Origin of the sequence: Pseudomonas sp. CF161 (genome assembly GCF_000416215.1) — a bacterium.
Classification (GTDB): Bacteria; Pseudomonadota; Gammaproteobacteria; order Pseudomonadales; family Pseudomonadaceae; genus Aquipseudomonas.
Genome location: NZ_ATLP01000086.1, coordinates 1 through 16267 on the forward strand (window position 1 = coordinate 1; position 16267 = coordinate 16267).

Consider the following 16267-nt stretch of genomic DNA (forward strand, 5'->3'; position numbering starts at 1 on the left):
ATAGACTTCCAGAATCTGCCGTCAACCCCTAATTTGTATTTACTATCAATAACCTGGAAATACCCGCCAATCGGCCTTCTATATAGAAGGAAAGAAACACCTTGAGCAATATATTGCGCAATTCAAATGACTTGAGCATGATGTGCTCCCGCCTGACTAGTTCGGATACATCCTGAAATGAACGATCAACCCCGCAGCCTCGGTGCAACCCTGTTCCCGGTCGGCCTGCTTTTAATCGCCATGGCTTCGATCCAATCCGGCGCTTCCCTGGCCAAGAGCATGTTTCCCGTGGTCGGAGCCCAGGGCACCACCACCCTGCGGCTGATTTTCGCCAGCGTGATCATGTTGCTGCTCCTGCGCCCCTGGCGCGCCAAGCTCACCGCCAAGTCATTGCGCACGGTACTGGTGTATGGCGTGGCGTTGGGCGGCATGAACCTCCTCTTCTATATGTCCCTCAGAAGCGTGCCCCTGGGTATTGCCGTGGCCCTGGAGTTCACCGGCCCGCTGGCGGTGGCTATTTATGCTTCACGGCGTGCAGTCGACTTCCTGTGGATAGGCCTGGCAATCATCGGGCTACTGCTGCTGGTGCCCATTGGCGAGACCAGCACCAGCATTGACCTGGTCGGAGCAGCCTATGCCCTGGGCGCAGGCGTGTGCTGGGCCCTCTATATATTGTTCGGGCAAAAGGCCGGTGCCGATAACGGCATTCAGACAGCAGCCCTCGGCGTAATGATCGCCGCAATGGTGGTGGCCCCGGTCGGCATTGCCCATGCGGGCGCGGCGTTGCTGACACCAGCCCTGATTCCGGTTGCCCTCGGCGTGGCGATCTTGTCGACCGCCCTGCCCTACACCCTGGAGATGGTCGCCCTCACCCGGCTGCCCGCCCGCACCTTCGGCACATTGATGAGCATCGAACCAGCCTTCGGCGCCTTGTCCGGCTTGCTGTTCCTGCATGAATACCTGTCCCTGGCGCAATGGCTCGCGATCGCCTGCATCATCCTGGCCTCGGTCGGAGCGACCATGACCATGCGCAGCGAATCCAAACCCTTGGTCGCAGCGGATTGATTCTATCTGCGATCTAGCTCTGGTATTTAGCGCTCAATTAAGCGATGTTTAGCCGGCTAATGGAGCGTCAACCACGGACTTTTCGGACAGGGATATCGCAAACGCTAAAGCGGCGGTCAATGCAGGCTCACTGCCGTCACACTCGAGCACCAGACTCGAGGCCGGCATTAAGGACGGGAATGAAACGATTTTTGATACTGTTGGCTGTACTGGCTATTGCAGGATGCGCCGCGACCGCGAAGACCGAGGTCAAGCGTGGCAAAAAGGGGCTGCATATCAACTGTTCAGGGCTGTCCTCTTCCTGGGACAAATGCTACACCCGCGCTACCGACTCCTGCGGTCCCAAAGGCTATAGGGTGATCGCCAAGTCCGGTGACGGTACGGAAGAACCCGGCGACTACCCGTTCGGACTGAACCCCGCCGGCTACACCAGCCGCAGCATGATCGTCATCTGCAAGTAAGCGAAACCGCCTCAGGTTGGTTCGCTTAGCTGGCTGACGATCCGGTCATGGTTCGACTTCAGCACCTGGCGCTGCATGTCCGGGCTGACCAGCATTCTCGCCACCACCAGTGCCCCCACACACTGCGACAGGATCGACCAGGCCAGGGCTTCATCGCCCAGGGTCTGGGCCCAGCATTGTTGCAAACGGCAAATCCAGTCCTGCGCCTGCTGACGCACCTCCACCGATGCCCGGGAAATTTCCGCACCCAATGTCGGTAACGCGCACCCAGCCTCCGGTTGTTCGACGTGACTCATGCTCAGGTATTGCTTGAGGCAACGGCGCAACCTGGCCAGACTTTGCTCGCCCTCCCCACCCAGCCGCTCCAGGCTATGGCTCAGCTCACGCTCGACGATCGTGGCGAACAGTTCGTCCTTGGACGAGAAGTGGCTATAAAACGCACCGCCACTCAGCCCGATAGCCTTCATCAGCCCATCCACCCCGACACTGGAAAAGCCTTCTTTTTTGGCCGACACCGCGCTGCTTTGCAGCAGCCGCTCCCGGGTTTCCTGCTTGTGACTGGCTGAATAACGCATGGTCTGCCTCGCTGATCTCTCGTCTTGACGCGCTGCGAATCGTAGCATAACGTTCGTTTAGTTAACGATCGTTTACCAATGAGTGATCCCACCATGACTGCAATCATTGATAACAAGAAAGTCGTATTGGTCGTTGGGGCTGGCGATGCCACCGGCGGCGCCATCGCCAGGCGCTTCGCCGCAGAAGGGTACGTCGCCTGTGTCACACGGCGCAGCGCCGACAAGCTGCAGCCGCTGGTCGAGTCCATCCAGCAAGCAGGCGGCGAGGCCCATGGGTTCGCTTGCGATGCACGCAAGGAAGAGGACGTGGTGGCGTTGATCGAGCAAATCGAAACCCAGGTCGGCCCGATCGAGGCCTTCGTCTTCAATATCGGCGCCAATGTGCCGTGCAGCATCCTTGAAGAGACGGCACGCAAATACTTCAAGATCTGGGAAATGGCCTGCTTCTCCGGCTTCCTCAATGGGCGGGAAGTCGCCAAGCGCATGGTCACCCGCCAACGTGGGACCATCCTGTTCACCGGCGCCACTGCCGGCCTGCGGGGCGCCGCCGGTTTCGCCGCGTTCGCCGGAGCCAAGCACGGTATTCGCGCGCTGGCACAAAGCATGGCGCGAGAGCTGGGCCCGCTGAATATCCACGTCGCGCACGTGGTGGTCGACGGCGCGATCGATACCGACTTTATCCGCAGCAACTTCCCGGAAAAATACGCGCTCAAGGACCAGGACGGCATCCTCAATCCCGAGCACATCGCCGACAACTACTGGTACCTGCACAGCCAGCCTCGGGACGCCTGGACCTTCGAGCTCGACCTGCGGCCGTGGAACGAGCGCTGGTAACCCCCCTCAATAACAACAATCAGGGAGTACCTTCCATGAGCAAAAGCGTCGAGTTCTTCTTCGACCTGGGCAGCCCCACGTCTTACCTGGCCTACACCCAATTGCCCAAGATCTGCGCCGAGACCGGCAGCCAGCTGATTTACCAACCGATGTTGCTCGGAGGCGTGTTCAAGACCACCGGCAATGCCTCACCCGTGACCATTCCCGCCAAAGGTCGCTACATGCTGCAAGACCTGGCGCGCTACGCCAGACGCTACCAGGTGACGCTCAACTTCAACCCGCACTTCCCGATCAACACCCTGCAACTGATGCGCGCAGTGACCGGCGTCCAATTGCGCCACCCTGAACGCTTCGGGGAGTTTATCGATTGTCTGTTCCGCGCGCTGTGGGTCGACCAACGCAACCTCAACGATCCGGCAGTGGTGGCCGCCACCCTGAGCCAGGGCGGCTTCGACCCCCGGGAAATTCTTGCGCTGTGCGAGGATGAAGAGGTCAAGACGGTCCTCAAGGACAAAACCGAGGACGCCCTGCAGCGCGGCGTATTCGGGGCGCCGAGCATGTTTGTCGATAATCAGCTGTTCTTCGGCCAGGATCGCCTGGACTTCGTGCGCGAAGCCCTGAGCTGATCTCCCCCTACCCTGCGCCGCCTGCCTGGGGCAGACGGCGTAGTCGGCAATCAGATCGCCGCGGTGCGGGTGTTCAGCCAGGCCAGGGCAGCGCCTTGCAGCAACGGGCTCAGGCGCTGGCGGACTTCGGCGTGGTAGGCGTTGAGCCAATCGCGCTCGTCCTGGGTCAACAACGAAGGTTGCAGGCAGCGGGTGTCGATCGGGCACAGGGTCAGGGTTTCAAACCTCAGGAACTCACCGAACTCGGTACTGCCTGCTTCACGATTCAACACCAGGTTTTCGATACGCACGCCCCAGCGGCCCGGCCGATAGGTGCCCGGTTCGATGGACGTGATCATCCCCGGCTGCATCGCCGTGTGCGGTGCCGGCACGGCCTGGTAGGCAATCACTTGCGGGCCCTCATGCACGTTGAGGAAGTAGCCCACGCCATGGCCGGTGCCATGACCGTAGTCCACGCCTTCAGCCCAGATCGGCGCACGGGCGATGGCGTCCAGCAAGGGCGAGAGAATGCCCCGGGGAAACTGCGCCCGGGACAGCGCGATGACGCCCTTGAGCACCCGGGTGCAATCGGCCTTCTGCTCGGCGCTCGGGGTGCCGATCGGCACCATGCGCGTGATGTCGGTGGTGCCGCCCAGGTATTGGCCACCGGAGTCGATCAACAACAGCCCGTCCCCCTCGATCAGCGCGTGTTCCTCGGGCGTGGCGTGGTAGTGGGGCATCGCGCCGTTGGCGTTGAATGCGGCGATGGTATTGAAGCTCAGCGAAACATAACCCGGGCGCCGGGTACGGGCCGCGGTGAGGTGTTCGTCGATGGTCAGTTCGGTGATGCGCTCCCGGCCCAGGGCACTGTCGAGCCAGGCGAAGAACTCGCAGAGCGCGGCACCGTCCTGTTCCATGGCTTGGCGGATATGTTCGGCGTCGGCCAGACTCTTTTGCGACTTGGCCAGGGTCGTCGGGTTCAGGCCTTCGACCAGCGTCACCGCGTTGTCCAGGTTGCCCAACAAACCGGCAGTGACCCGCGCCGGGTCGATCTGCACACTGGCCCCCGCAGGCACCGCGCTCAAGGCGGCGGCCACTTCGCTGTAATCGCGCAGGCTCACACCGTCCTGCTCAAGTACCGCGCGCAGCGACGCGTCGACCTTGCCCAGGGCCACAAACAAGGTGGCCTGCTCTTGGCTGATCAAGGCAAAGGAGACGAACACCGGGTTGAACGACACATCGGCGCCGCGCAGGTTGAACAACCAGGCGATGTCATCGAGGGTGGCGATGAAGTGCCAGTCCGCCCCACGCGCCTTCAGGGTTTGCCGCAGGTTGGCCAGTTTTTCGACGCGACTGACCGTGGCTTCGGGCGGCAAGTGTTGATAGATCGGCTGATTCGGCAAGGCCGGACGATCGCTCCAGACCTGCTGCAGCAGGTCGATATCGGTGCGCAAGCGAGCGCCCCGTTGCTCCAACTTGCCGCCCAGAGTGCGCGCCGACGCCACCGCCATCACCGCGCCATCCACCGCCACCACCGCGCCTTCGGGCGTGTGCTCGGCCAGCCAGTCCAGGGGCCCGGGTTGCCCCGGCAGCAACTTGACCAGTTCGATACCACTGCCTTTGAGTTCCTTGGTCGCCTGTTCCCAGTACCGGCTATCCGCCCAGACCCCGGCGAAGTCCGCCGTCACGATCAGGGTCCCGACCGAGCCATGAAACCCCGACAACCATTGCCGGCCCTGCCAGTAGCCCGGCAGGTATTCCGACAGGTGCGGGTCGGCCGATGGCACCAGCAATCCGTGGATACCCTCGCGGCGCATCAGTTCGCGGGTGCGCGCCAGGCGCTGGGGGACCGTTCCTTGGGTCAAAGGCTGCGTACTCATTGTCTCTCCTGCTAACCGTTTGGATCATTGTTATAGAAGGTTGCAGCCCGCCCCTATTCAGGGTTGGGCCACCGCCCAGAACGCAGGCGCACTGGCCACGGCGGCCTTGATCAAGTGTGCGGCCTGATCGATGTCTTGCTCAGTGGTGAACCGCCCCAGGCTCAGGCGAATGGTGCGGCCGGCAGACCGGGCGTCATGCCCCAGTGCCAGCAGCACATGGGACGGCGCATTGCTCGCCGAATTGCAGGCCGAGGTCGCGGAAAACGCCATGGACGCGCTCAAGGCTGCGCCATCGAACGCCCCTTCATTAAAAGTCAGGCTCAGGGTGTGGGGAATACGCTGCGTGGCGCTGCCATTGAGCCGCAGGCCGGGAATATCGGCCAGTTGTTCAAGCAGGCGCGCGCGCAGGCTGGCGATGGTCGTGGCCTCCTGCTCAAAGTGCTCGGCGGCCAGGGCAAAAGCGGCGCCCATCGCGGCAATCTGGTGGGTGGCCAGGGTGCCGGAACGCAAGCCGCCCTCGTGGCCCCCGCCGTGAATCTGCGCCTGCAAGCGCTGTTGCGCGCGCGGGCCGACATACAGCGCGCCGATGCCCTTGGGGCCGTAGATCTTGTGTGCGGAAAACGACATCAGGTCCACCGGCCATTGCGCCAGGTCGATGGCCACCTTGCCCGCGCCTTGCGCCGCGTCCACATGCAGCAATGCACCGTGCTCACGCACCACCTGGCCGATGGCCGGAATGTCGTTGAGCGTGCCCAGCTCGTTGTTGACCAGCATCAGCGACACCAGAAAGGTGTCGTCACGCAGCGCCTCGCTGACGGCCTGGGCGCTGATCAGCCCTTCGGCATCCGGCACCAGGTAGGTCACGGCGATGCCGGCTTCCTGCAATTGTTTGGCGGTATCGAGAATCGCCTTGTGTTCGATCTGGCTGGTGATGATGTGGCCGCCGGGCACCCCGCGCGCCTGGGCCACACCCTTGAGCGCCAGGTTGTTGGACTCGGTGGCACCGGAGGTCCAGACGATCTGCTCGGCGCTTGCACCCACCAATTGCGCGACCTGCTGGCGCGCCAGTTCGACACTGCGTCGTGCCTGTTGGCCGAACGCGTGGGAGCTGGACGCCGGGTTGCCGAAGTTGCCGGCAAACCCCAGACACTCCACCAGCACCTGGATGACTCGCTCATCCACCGGCGTGGTGGCGGCGTAGTCGAAATAAAGAGGACGTTTATTCATGACAGAAAACCCACAGAGGCTATTCCAGGATCAGGCCGCGGGGCGTCCTGTTGCCGCTCACAGCGCAGGCCCGAAGGCCACGCGACAACGGCAGGACAGCCCGGCAACAGCCGATCGAATGCAGTTAAAGAAAAACAACTTCGTTTAAAAGTGCGTAGGAACGCTCCTGAAATCAGCTTAACAGGCTACTGGCGCCGGGTTGAAGCGGTTCAGCCAAAGCTTTCGAGCAGCAACGGGTACAGGGAAATCACCAGCAAGGCCGCCATGCCCAGATTGAACAGGCGCAACCAGCGCGGGTTACGCAGCACATTGCGCAACAGGCTGCCGCAGGCCGCCCACAGGCTGACGGTCGGTGCATTGATCAAGGCGAAGACCGCCGAGATCACCAGCACATTGGTGAAATAGCCCTGCAAGGGGGTGTAGGTGCTGATGGCGCCGACGGCCATCACCCAGGCCTTGGGGTTGACCCATTGAAACGCCGCGGCGCCCCAGTAACTAATGGGTTTGCCCTGGCCTTGCTCGGTCTCGGACATTGGCCCGGAGCGGGCGATCTTCCACGCCAGGTACAACAAATAGGCCGCGCCGACATAACGCAACACGCTGTACAGCACCGGGTACGCCTCGAACACCGCGCCCAGCCCCAGGCCGACCGCTAATACGAGGACGAAGAAGCCGCAGCTGATGCCAAGGATATGGGGGATCGAACGGTTGAAACCGAAGTTGACCCCTGACGCCAGGAGCATGGTGTTGTTCGGTCCGGGGGTGATGGAGGTGACCAACGCAAACAAGGCAAACGCCAGCAGCAGGTCCGGGGAGAGAGTCATGGGGGCAAGTCCTTGGGGCAGGTCAGTCAGGCATTGACCTTATTCCAGCCCAGGCGCGAAACCCACGGACAGTTAGGGAAAACTTCGAGCAGTACAGAAGCCTCAGCTGGCCCGCCCGTGAAGATTCAGGCCACGCTCGGCGCTCATCTCACCCTGCCCGTCGAAGCCCTGGACCTTTTGCGGCAGGCCCAGCAATTGGGCTTTTTTCTGCTGGTATTCATCGAACGACAACCCGCGACGGCTCAGCGCCTCCAGGGCCAGTTCGCGGCTTTCTTCGGCCGTGTAGGGCCGCAATTCGGGGGTGGAAGGGCTGGCGCAACCGGCAAGGACAGTGGCGGCGAGCAACAGCAAAAGGGCGGGAAGACGGTTCATGGCAGGTTCCTGGAAAGCGGGTTGCGAACAATGGACACAGGCTACGCCCGCCTTCGGGCAGAGAAAAATCAACGGCCTCGATAGTCGCTATCGACTGTTTATGTACCCGTTGGTGACGCTCCAGATATTTCTTAACGATCTATAAATATGGAAATACGCTCTTTTGAGGAATAACAACAAGGCTTTATAACGGGTCATCCGTTGCACTGCTGTTGCCTGAGCAACTGTTTGCCAGGCAACAGCCAATCAACAAAAGCCGACTCAGGCAACAGCACCCGACACCCTACCAATGGGCTACAAGCCCCGTAATACCTGGGCTGCGGTCGTTGGTACAGCTCTTGCTCAGGCTCTGGGACTTCTCACTGCTCCTCGAGCCACTGTTTAAAAAGGAACTGATCATGTCGCGTCCATTGAAAGTCGTTGCCCTTTCCGGCGGTACCTGGCGTCCCTCGCGCACCCTGGTGCTGACCCAGGCCCTGCTCGCCGAACTGGCCGAACAGTTGCCGATCGACAGCAAGCTGATCGAACTGGGCGACATTGCCCGGCCCCTGGGCGCCGCACTGTCGCGCCAGGAGTTGCCGGCCGAGATCGAAGCCGAGCTGCAAGCCATCGAAAGCGCCGACCTGTTGATCGTCGCCGCCCCGGTGTATCGCGGCTCCTACCCGGGCCTGCTCAAGCACCTGTTCGACCTGATCGACCTCAATGCGCTGATCGACACCCCGGTGCTGCTGGCCGCCACCGGTGGCAGCGAGCGGCATGCCCTGGTGCTCGATCACCAGTTGCGCCCGCTGTTCAGTTTCTTCCAGGCCCTGACGCTGCCGATCGGGGTCTATGCCACTGAAGCCGACTTCGCCAATTACCAAATAACCAGTGAGCCCTTGAAGGCCCGCATTCGCCTTGCTGCAGAACGCGCCGCTCCCCTGTTCGGCGCCCATCCGAAAAATCTGCTGAAAATCGCTTAAGGACCTGTCATGGATGTTTTCTGGTTTCTTCCGACCCACGGCGACGGCCATTACCTGGGCACCACCCAGGGCGCGCGCCCGGTCACCCTCAATTACCTGAAACAAGTGGCCCAGGCCGCCGACAGCCTGGGCTACCACGGGGTGCTGATCCCCACCGGCCGCTCCTGCGAAGACTCCTGGGTCATCGCCTCGGCCCTGGTGCCCCTGACCGAACGCCTGCGCTACCTGGTGGCGATCCGCCCGGGGATCATTTCGCCCACGGTCTCGGCACGCATGGCCGCGACCCTGGATCGGCTGTCCAACGGCCGTTTGCTGATCAACGTGGTCACCGGCGGCGACCCCGATGAAAACCGTGGCGACGGGATCTTCCTCGACCACAGCGAACGCTACGAAGTGACCGACGAGTTCCTCAAGATCTGGCGTCGGGTGCTGCAAGGCGAGGCCGTGGACTTCGAAGGCAAGCACTTGCAGGTGCAGAACGCCAAGGCCCTGTACCCACCGGTGCAGAAGCCCTATCCACCGCTGTACTTCGGCGGCTCCTCCGACGCGGCCCATGACCTGGCGGCCGAACAGGTGGATGTGTACCTGACCTGGGGCGAGCCACCGGCCGCCGTGGCCGAAAAACTCGCCGACGTCCGCGAACGCGCCGCGCGCCATGGCCGGACCGTGAAATTCGGCATCCGCCTGCACGTGATCGTGCGCGAAACCGAAGAGGACGCCTGGAAAGCCGCCGCCAAACTCATCGAGCACATCAGCGACGAAACCATCGCCGCCGCGCAGAAATCCTTTTCCCGCTTCGACTCCGAAGGCCAGCGCCGCATGGCCGCGCTGCACGACGGGCGCCGCGATAACCTGGAAATCGCCCCCAACCTCTGGGCCGGGGTCGGCCTGGTTCGTGGCGGCGCCGGCACCGCGCTGGTGGGCAACCCCGAGCAGGTGGCGGCACGCATCAAGGAATACGCGGACCTGGGCATCGAGAGCTTTATCTTCTCCGGCTACCCGCATCTGGAAGAGGCCTACCGCTTCGCCGAGCTGGTGTTCCCGCTGCTACCGGAGCCCTACGCCAGCCTTGCCGGCCGTGGCATCACCAACCTCACCGGGCCGTTTGGCGAAATGATCGCCAACGATGTCCTCCCCGCACACGCCAAGGCCTGATTGCTCGCAAACCTGTGTCGCGCGGTGGTCGTGCAAACCCGATGGGCCGTGCTGCATGGCCAGCCCATTGGAGGGGAGTACGACTGCTGCGCAAGGTTTGCGATGACCACGCTTCTCCATGAGGAACACCGCGTGACTGCCAAGCCGCAAAGCGCCCTGTTGTCCCCCCTGCAGACCGCCCGCCAACTGGCCGCCGAGTTTGCCCTGACCGCCGTCGAACGCGATGAGCGTGGCGGCACCCCCAAGGCCCAGCGCGATGCCCTGCGCCAGAGCGGGCTGCTGGCCCTGAGCATTCCCACCCAGTACGGCGGCCTCGGCGCCAGCTGGAGCGACACCCTGAACATCGTCCGCGAGTTCGCCAAGGTCGACAGTTCGATCGCCCACGTCTTCGGTTTTCATCACCTGATGCTGGCCACCGTGCGCCTGTTTGCCCGCCCCGAGCAGTGGCAGCCCTGGTTCGAACAGACCGCGCGCAAAAACTGGTTCTGGGGCAATGCCCTCAACCCCCTGGACACCCGTACCGTGGTCAAGAACCTCGGCGGCTGGCGCGAGTTTTCCGGCAAGAAGAGCTTCTGCTCCGGCGCCAGCGATTCGGAAATGCTCATCGCCTCGGCGGTCGATGAAAGCGCCGGCGGCAAGCTGCTGATCGCCGCCATCCCCAGCGGCCGCAGCGGCATCACCCTGCACAACGACTGGAACAACATGGGCCAGCGCCAGACCGACAGCGGCAGCGCCAGCTTCGAACGGGTGCGGGTCGAAGAGTCGGAGTTACTGCTCGACCCGGGCCCGCTGAGCACGCCGTTCGCCTGCCTGCGGCCGCTGATCGCCCAGCTGACCTTTACCCATATGTTCCTCGGCATCGCCGAAGGCGCGTTCGAGGAAGCTCGGCAATACACCCTGACCGAAACCCGGCCCTGGCATAAATCCAGCGCCCAGGACGTGCGCCAGGACCCTTACGTGCTCAGCCACTACGGCGAATTCTGGGTCGCCCTGGAAGGCGTGCGCCTGCTGGTGGAACGCGCCGCCGACCTGCTGGACAAGGCCTGGGCCCGGGGTCCGGCCCTGAGCGCCGAAGAACGCGGGCACCTGGCCACCGCCATCGCCACCGCCAAGGTCGCCGCCAGCCGCAACGGGCTTGAGCTGTGCAGCAAGTTGTTCGAGGTCACCGGCGCCCGCTCCACCCATGCCTCGCTGCGCCTGGACCGGCATTGGCGCAACCTGCGCACCCAGACCCTGCACGACCCGCTGGACTACAAACTCCATGAGCTGGGCGACTGGGCACTGAACCAGTCCCTGCCGACACCGACTTTCTATTCATAGCCTTCTGTTCCCGGAGCGTGTCCATGCAGCTTTTGACCTTACCGCCCTCGCCCGCGCTGGCGACCTCGATCCGGGCCACCGCCCAAGTCTTCGAGGACCCGAAATCCCGGGCCCTGCTCGCCCACTTGCAACAGGTCGCGCCGAGCGAAGCCAGCGTCCTGATCATCGGCGAGACCGGTACCGGCAAAGAGCTGGTGGCGCGACATATCCACAACCTCAGCGCGCGTCGCAACCGGCCGTTCGTGGCGGTCAACTGCGGCGCGTTCTCCGAATCCCTGGTGGAGGCCGAACTGTTCGGCCATGAAAAAGGCGCGTTCACCGGCGCCCTGAGTGCCAAGGCCGGCTGGTTCGAGGAGGCCAACGGCGGCACCCTGTTCCTGGATGAGATCGGCGACTTGCCGATGGCGATCCAGGTCAAGTTGCTGCGGGTGTTACAGGAGCGCGAAGTGGTGCGCCTGGGCTCGCGCAAAAGCATCCCGATCGATGTGCGGGTGCTGGCGGCGACCAACGTGCAACTGGAAAAAGCCATCAACGCCGGGCATTTCCGCGAAGACCTGTACTACCGCCTGGACGTGGTCAGCCTGGAACTGAGCCCATTGCGCGAGCGCCCCGGCGATATCCTGCCGCTGACCCGGCACTTTATCGACGCCTACAGCCAGCGCCTGGGTTACGGCAGTGTGTCCCTGAGCAGCGAGGCCGAAGCCAAGCTCAAGAGCTACAGTTGGCCGGGCAATATCCGCGAGCTGGAAAACGTGATTCACCACACCCTGCTGATCTGCCGCAACGGGGTGATCGAGCGCGACGACCTGCGCCTGTCGAACATGCGCATCGAACGCCCGGACGACGGCCACGGCACCCAGGACGACTCGGCCCAGGCCCTGCTCGATCGGGCCTTCCATAAATTGTTTGAAGAACAGGCCGGGGCCCTGCACGAGAAAGTCGAAGACGCCCTGCTGCGCGCGGCCTATCGCTTCAGCCACTACAACCAGGTGCACACCGCCAACCTGCTGGGCCTGAGCCGCAACGTCACCCGCACCCGACTGATCAAGATCGGCGAGCTGGCCGTCAACAAAAGGCGGCCGGTCGAAGGCCCCAGCGAACGCACCCTGCAGCTGTCGATATAACGTCAGTTGACCCGTTGCGGAGCCGGCGTTTGCGGCTCGACCAACAGGCAGTGCAAGGCGTCGTCCGGGCTGCGCTCGATGCTGCGCAGCACCTGGAACGAACCGAAGGTCACGGTCCTGGCCTGATAGGCGTGAATCAGTTGCCAGAAGTCCTGCTCGCCGTTTTCAAAACTGCGAAAGGCCGCCTCCCCAGCCTCCCGTGATTGCCATTGCAGGTAGTTGAGGACCCGCCGCCCGTCGTCGCTGGCCTGCACGCTGGCACTCAAGAACCCTTCATGGTCCTGGGCCAGGCGCTCGGTCTGCGCCGACAGCGCGGCCACCAGCCCCGGCTGCTGGTGGGGCTCGATTTCGAATTCGATCAATTGCGTGAAGCTGCGGTTTTTCTCGGGCAGGTGCATGGCCAATCCCCACGGACAAGTGAAAACGGAAATCTTGCGATTCGAAGGTGCGCAGGGTAAAACCTCGAGTTAACTAGAGGTCAAGTCACTTTTTCAATCCGGGGCCGTCCATGATCTGCAGCGACAACATCCACAAGGAACTGACCGTTGGCCAACTCTCGGAGCGCAGCGGCGTGGCGGTCACCGCCCTGCACTTCTACGAATCCAAGGGCCTGATCAAAAGCAATCGCAATGCGGGCAACCAGCGCCGCTACCACCGCGAGGTGCTGCGCCGGGTGGCACTGATCAAGATCGCCCAGCGCCTGGGCATCCCCCTGGCCACCATCGGCGAAGCCTTGCAGGCGTTGCCCGATGGCCGGGCGCCCACGGCAGCGGACTGGAAAAATCTTTCCGCCCAGTGGCGCAATGACCTGGACGAGCGCATCAGCAAACTGATCTGGCTGCGCGACCAGCTCAATGGCTGCATGGGCTGTGGCTGCCTGTCCATGGAAGCCTGCCCGCTGCGCAATTTTGGTGACGTGCTGGGCGAACGCGGACCGGGGGCGCACCTCCAGGATTAAGCCGGGCTCGTGGCCGAGAAGGTTAAGAAATCTGACGAGCACGTAGGAACAGGCCGTAGGTCGTCGTCAGCAAAATCGACCCTATGCTAATGTCCGCAACTGCCTCCTCCATTGAGCACCCTTACATGCCACGGATTGCCACCTTCGAAAAGCCGCGCTGGCTGCGTGACCTGCTGCGTTTCCTGCCCCTTAAAAGTCAGTTCGTGCTGTCTGGCAATGTCCGCGACCTGCAGGCCAGCGAAGTCGCACCCGGGGTCATCACGCCCCAGACCTTCAACCTCAACCTGCGCGACGAACTGCTGGCGGCCGGCTACAGCCAGGTCATCAGTTGGGACCCGCTGGCCGGGTTTCGCGTGTTGCAGCCACCCGGGGCCGACCCGGCCATTGCCGACACCCTGCTGCGCGAACTGGGCCTGACCCCGGTGGAAGGCGCCGCGCCAGCCGGCACCGACCTGCTCAGCGCCACCTTGCAGCGCCTGGTCAATCGCCCCGGCGAGCCCCTGGCGCTGGTTGTCGATTTCGCCTCGCGCCTGGTCATCCGCAACGACGCCCTGACCCCAGCCGAACACCAACTCTTCACCCAGGCCCTGGTGCTGTCCCACCAGGCCCGGGGTCGCCCGGCCGGCGAGCAGCGCAAACCGTTCTTCAACAGCATTCTCTGGGTGGTGGAAAAAGAAGGCGACCTGCCGGACTGGATGCTGATCGACAACCCCCGCCTGCGCCATATCCCGGTGTCCAAGCCCGACCAGCAAGCACGCCTGGCCCTGGCCCCGGCCTTGCTGCGCGGCCTCGCCGGCGGCCAGGACGCCAGCGAGGAAACCCAGCACAAAGCCGCCCGCGACTTTGCCGAAAACACCGAAGGCCTGTTGCTCCTCGACCTGAATGCCATCGCCCAACTGGCCCGGGTCGAAGGCCTGGCCCTGGAGCGCATCGGCGATGCGGTGCGGCGCTACAAGGTCGGGGTCACCGAAGACCCGTGGCTGAAGATCGACCGCCAGCGAATTCGCCAGGCCGACGACTTCATCCGCCAGCGGGTCAAGGGCCAGAGCCATGCCGTGACCCACATGCTGGATATCGTCAAGCGCGCCATGACCGGCGTTGGCGCCAGCCGCAAGGGCAATCGCCCCCGGGGCGTGGCCTTTCTCGCCGGCCCCACCGGGGTGGGCAAGACCGAGCTGGCGAAGACCGTGACCAGCCTGCTATTTGGCGATGAAAGCGCGTACATCCGCTTCGATATGTCGGAATTCAGCGCCGAACATGCCGACCAGCGCCTGGTGGGCGCGCCGCCGGGTTATGTCGGTTATGACGTCGGCGGCGAACTGACCAATGCCATCCGCGAAAAACCCTTCAGCGTGGTGCTGTTCGATGAAATCGAAAAAGCCCACCCGCGCATCCTCGACAAGTTTCTGCAGATCCTCGACGACGGCGTGCTCACTTCGGGCCGGGGCGACCGGGTGTATTTTTCCGAGGCGCTGATTGTCTTCACCTCCAACCTCGGCATCTACCGCCAGGGCGACAACGGCGAGCGGGTGGCCAACGTGCTGCCGGGGGAAACCTTCCCGGTGGTCCAGGGCAAGGTCCTGGGGGAAATCGAGCGTTACTTCAAACTGGTGCTCAACCGGCCAGAGATCCTCAACCGCATCGGCGAAAACATCATCGTCTTCGATTTCATCCGTGAGGACGTGGCCGGCGAGATCTTTCACCAGATGGTCGGCAATACCCTGGCCGACCTCACGGCCCAGGCGCTGCACATCGAGCTGGACGCCGGTTCCCTGCAAAGCCTGCGCGACCTGTGCCTGCATGACCTGTCCAACGGCGGCCGGGGCATTCGCAACCAGCTCGAGGCGCACCTGCTCAACCCGCTGGCCCGGGCGCTGTTCGACCAGGATGCGCAACCTGGCGAGCACTTCCAGATCAGCCAATTGAACGCCGAAGGCCTGCTGCTGGAACGCCGTACCCTGTGAATATCAGCCTGTCGCGGGTGCATTTCCCGGTCACCACCCTGGGGCCGGGTCGGCGCCTGGGCATCTGGTTCCAGGGCTGCAGCATCCGCTGCGATGGCTGTATTTCCGCCGACACCTGGGGCCCCGGCAAACGGCCGCTGGCCCTGGCGCAACTGCTGGACGATATCCAGCCGTGGCTGGCCGAGGCCGAGGGCATCACCCTCTCCGGCGGCGAGCCGTTCGACCAGCCCGACGCCCTGCTGGCCCTGCTCGGCGCCCTGCGCCAGCGCACCCGGGTCGATATCCTGGTGTACAGCGGCCACTCGCTGGAAACCCTGCAACCGTTGCTGCAACGCGCCGAGGGTTTGCTCGATGCACTGATCTGCGACCCGTTCGAGCAACAACAGGCGCAAACGCAGGTCCTACGGGGCAGCGATAACCAACGCCTGATTTTTTTCACTGAGCTGGGTCGGCAACGCCTGGGCGCCTACGAGCGCCCATTGCAGGCGGACGACCGGGCTCTGGACCTTATGTTCGATGACGATGGCAGCATCTGGATGGCCGGCATCCCGCGCCGTGACGACTTGTTGCAACTGCGCGACCTGTTGCACGAGCAGGGTCACCAACTCCAGATCAGCGCCCATACCTCACGCCGCCGTTAACCGGAATTGCCACCGATGATACGTTTTTGCCCCAATTGCCAGACCGCACGCCCGCTGGCGGAAATCTTTTGCGAAGGCCAGCTGCCGGATGACCGGCCCTGTGGCTGGGAGCTTTCCGCCGAGGCCATCCACCCGGACGGCTGGCACCCGCAACCGGTGATCACCCAGGAACTGCTGGCCCAGCAGCAGACTCTGGACGCCGCGCCCATTGGCCTGCACTGCACCGCCGGGCACCCCATGGACCCCGGCGACATCATGTGCCTGGCGTGCGGCGCCGACCCGGCCAGCGCCGCCCCCGTC

18 protein-coding genes are annotated in these 16267 nt (G+C 63.4%); 12 read left to right on the forward strand and 6 right to left on the reverse strand.

Features of this window, described 5'->3' with window-relative positions:
- The first annotated feature begins 177 nt into the window (after positions 1 to 177).
- Both rhtA and CF161_RS16760 read left to right on the forward strand, forming a co-directional pair.
- Positions 178 to 1065 carry a threonine/homoserine exporter RhtA gene (gene rhtA / locus CF161_RS16755; protein ID WP_020297799.1) on the forward strand — a complete coding sequence of 296 codons (888 nt, stop codon included), beginning with the start codon at positions 178 to 180 and terminating at the stop codon, positions 1063 to 1065.
- 179 nt (positions 1066 to 1244) lie between these two features.
- The gene (locus CF161_RS16760) at positions 1245 to 1526 is read left to right on the forward strand and encodes a hypothetical protein (protein ID WP_020297800.1); all 282 of its coding nucleotides are present in this window, start codon (positions 1245 to 1247) and stop codon (positions 1524 to 1526) included.
- Between the two features lie 11 nt (positions 1527 to 1537).
- Here CF161_RS16760 and CF161_RS16765 read toward each other — a convergent pair whose 3' ends face one another.
- Positions 1538 to 2101, reverse strand: a complete 564-nt coding sequence (locus CF161_RS16765; RefSeq protein ID WP_020297801.1) for a TetR/AcrR family transcriptional regulator — start codon at positions 2099 to 2101, stop codon at positions 1538 to 1540.
- A gap of 93 nt (positions 2102 to 2194) precedes the next feature.
- Between CF161_RS16765 and CF161_RS16770 the strand changes: the two genes are divergently transcribed.
- Both CF161_RS16770 and CF161_RS16775 read left to right on the forward strand, forming a co-directional pair.
- On the forward strand, positions 2195 to 2935 hold the full coding sequence (locus tag CF161_RS16770; RefSeq protein WP_020297802.1) for an SDR family oxidoreductase: 741 nt from the start codon (positions 2195 to 2197) through the stop codon (positions 2933 to 2935).
- A 35-nt stretch (positions 2936 to 2970) separates the two neighbouring features.
- A complete protein-coding gene (locus CF161_RS16775) occupies positions 2971 to 3561 on the forward strand; it encodes a 2-hydroxychromene-2-carboxylate isomerase (protein ID WP_020297803.1) in 591 nt (196 codons plus the stop codon).
- A 50-nt stretch (positions 3562 to 3611) separates the two neighbouring features.
- On the opposite strand, the gene CF161_RS16780 is transcribed toward CF161_RS16775, so the two are convergent.
- The 4 genes from CF161_RS16780 to CF161_RS16795 form a co-directional block, all read right to left on the reverse strand.
- Positions 3612 to 5420: an aminopeptidase P family protein gene (locus CF161_RS16780; protein WP_020297804.1), complete on the reverse strand. Its 1809-nt coding sequence runs from the start codon at positions 5418 to 5420 to the stop codon at positions 3612 to 3614.
- Between the two features lie 57 nt (positions 5421 to 5477).
- Positions 5478 to 6647 carry a cysteine desulfurase family protein gene (locus CF161_RS16785; RefSeq protein WP_020297805.1) on the reverse strand — a complete coding sequence of 390 codons (1170 nt, stop codon included), beginning with the start codon at positions 6645 to 6647 and terminating at the stop codon, positions 5478 to 5480.
- Positions 6648 to 6856: 209 nt separating this feature from the next.
- The gene (locus CF161_RS16790; RefSeq protein WP_020297806.1) at positions 6857 to 7471 is read right to left on the reverse strand and encodes a LysE family translocator; all 615 of its coding nucleotides are present in this window, start codon (positions 7469 to 7471) and stop codon (positions 6857 to 6859) included.
- 102 nt (positions 7472 to 7573) lie between these two features.
- Positions 7574 to 7843, reverse strand: a complete 270-nt coding sequence (locus tag CF161_RS16795; RefSeq protein WP_020297807.1) for a hypothetical protein — start codon at positions 7841 to 7843, stop codon at positions 7574 to 7576.
- 398 nt (positions 7844 to 8241) lie between these two features.
- Between CF161_RS16795 and msuE the strand changes: the two genes are divergently transcribed.
- The 4 genes from msuE to CF161_RS16815 all read left to right on the forward strand — a co-directional run bounded on the left by msuE (position 8242) and on the right by CF161_RS16815 (position 12404).
- The gene (gene msuE / locus CF161_RS16800) at positions 8242 to 8805 is read left to right on the forward strand and encodes an FMN reductase (protein WP_020297809.1); all 564 of its coding nucleotides are present in this window, start codon (positions 8242 to 8244) and stop codon (positions 8803 to 8805) included.
- A gap of 9 nt (positions 8806 to 8814) precedes the next feature.
- Positions 8815 to 9960: an FMNH2-dependent alkanesulfonate monooxygenase gene (gene ssuD / locus CF161_RS16805; RefSeq protein WP_020297810.1), complete on the forward strand. Its 1146-nt coding sequence runs from the start codon at positions 8815 to 8817 to the stop codon at positions 9958 to 9960.
- A gap of 102 nt (positions 9961 to 10062) precedes the next feature.
- The gene (locus tag CF161_RS16810) at positions 10063 to 11280 is read left to right on the forward strand and encodes an acyl-CoA dehydrogenase family protein (protein ID WP_177326786.1); all 1218 of its coding nucleotides are present in this window, start codon (positions 10063 to 10065) and stop codon (positions 11278 to 11280) included.
- A gap of 23 nt (positions 11281 to 11303) precedes the next feature.
- Positions 11304 to 12404 carry a sigma-54-dependent Fis family transcriptional regulator gene (locus CF161_RS16815; protein WP_020297812.1) on the forward strand — a complete coding sequence of 367 codons (1101 nt, stop codon included), beginning with the start codon at positions 11304 to 11306 and terminating at the stop codon, positions 12402 to 12404.
- Positions 12405 to 12406: 2 nt separating this feature from the next.
- Here the strand turns inward: CF161_RS16815 and CF161_RS16820 are convergent, their stop codons facing one another.
- Positions 12407 to 12802 (reverse strand): antibiotic biosynthesis monooxygenase, encoded by a 396-nt coding sequence (locus CF161_RS16820; RefSeq protein WP_020297813.1) that lies wholly within the window; start codon positions 12800 to 12802, stop codon positions 12407 to 12409.
- 110 nt (positions 12803 to 12912) lie between these two features.
- On the opposite strand from CF161_RS16820, the gene soxR reads away from it, so the two are divergent.
- From soxR to CF161_RS16840, 4 genes are all read left to right on the forward strand, one after another.
- Positions 12913 to 13362, forward strand: coding sequence for a redox-sensitive transcriptional activator SoxR (soxR, locus tag CF161_RS16825; RefSeq protein ID WP_020297814.1), 450 nt, complete (start codon positions 12913 to 12915; stop codon positions 13360 to 13362).
- Positions 13363 to 13451: 89 nt separating this feature from the next.
- Positions 13452 to 15326, forward strand: a complete 1875-nt coding sequence (locus CF161_RS16830; RefSeq protein ID WP_256206403.1) for an AAA family ATPase — start codon at positions 13452 to 13454, stop codon at positions 15324 to 15326.
- Entirely contained in the window at positions 15323 to 15967 is a 645-nt protein-coding gene (locus tag CF161_RS16835) for a 4Fe-4S cluster-binding domain-containing protein (RefSeq protein WP_020297816.1), read from the forward strand. Before CF161_RS16830 ends, CF161_RS16835 begins: the two co-directional genes overlap by 4 nt.
- 15 nt (positions 15968 to 15982) lie before the next feature.
- On the forward strand, positions 15983 to 16267 hold a 285-nt coding region (locus CF161_RS16840; RefSeq protein ID WP_020297817.1), incomplete at its 3' end, for a hypothetical protein.

Bases quoted from the DNA above. Each gene is read 5' to 3' on its own strand.
- rhtA (WP_020297799.1), top strand. From the start codon at position 178: ATGAACGATCAACCCCGCAGCCTCGGTGCAACCCTGTTCCCGGTCGGC.
- CF161_RS16760 (WP_020297800.1), top strand. From the start codon at position 1,245: ATGAAACGATTTTTGATACTGTTGGCTGTACTGGCTATTGCAGGATGC.
- CF161_RS16765 (WP_020297801.1), bottom strand. From the start codon at position 2,101: ATGCGTTATTCAGCCAGTCACAAGCAGGAAACCCGGGAGCGGCTGCTG.
- CF161_RS16770 (WP_020297802.1), top strand. From the start codon at position 2,195: ATGACTGCAATCATTGATAACAAGAAAGTCGTATTGGTCGTTGGGGCT.
- CF161_RS16775 (WP_020297803.1), top strand. From the start codon at position 2,971: ATGAGCAAAAGCGTCGAGTTCTTCTTCGACCTGGGCAGCCCCACGTCT.
- CF161_RS16780 (WP_020297804.1), bottom strand. From the start codon at position 5,420: ATGAGTACGCAGCCTTTGACCCAAGGAACGGTCCCCCAGCGCCTGGCG.
- CF161_RS16785 (WP_020297805.1), bottom strand. From the start codon at position 6,647: ATGAATAAACGTCCTCTTTATTTCGACTACGCCGCCACCACGCCGGTG.
- CF161_RS16790 (WP_020297806.1), bottom strand. From the start codon at position 7,471: ATGACTCTCTCCCCGGACCTGCTGCTGGCGTTTGCCTTGTTTGCGTTG.
- CF161_RS16795 (WP_020297807.1), bottom strand. From the start codon at position 7,843: ATGAACCGTCTTCCCGCCCTTTTGCTGTTGCTCGCCGCCACTGTCCTT.
- msuE (WP_020297809.1), top strand. From the start codon at position 8,242: ATGTCGCGTCCATTGAAAGTCGTTGCCCTTTCCGGCGGTACCTGGCGT.
- ssuD (WP_020297810.1), top strand. From the start codon at position 8,815: ATGGATGTTTTCTGGTTTCTTCCGACCCACGGCGACGGCCATTACCTG.
- CF161_RS16810 (WP_177326786.1), top strand. From the start codon at position 10,063: ATGACCACGCTTCTCCATGAGGAACACCGCGTGACTGCCAAGCCGCAA.
- CF161_RS16815 (WP_020297812.1), top strand. From the start codon at position 11,304: ATGCAGCTTTTGACCTTACCGCCCTCGCCCGCGCTGGCGACCTCGATC.
- CF161_RS16820 (WP_020297813.1), bottom strand. From the start codon at position 12,802: ATGCACCTGCCCGAGAAAAACCGCAGCTTCACGCAATTGATCGAATTC.
- soxR (WP_020297814.1), top strand. From the start codon at position 12,913: ATGATCTGCAGCGACAACATCCACAAGGAACTGACCGTTGGCCAACTC.
- CF161_RS16830 (WP_256206403.1), top strand. From the start codon at position 13,452: ATGTCCGCAACTGCCTCCTCCATTGAGCACCCTTACATGCCACGGATT.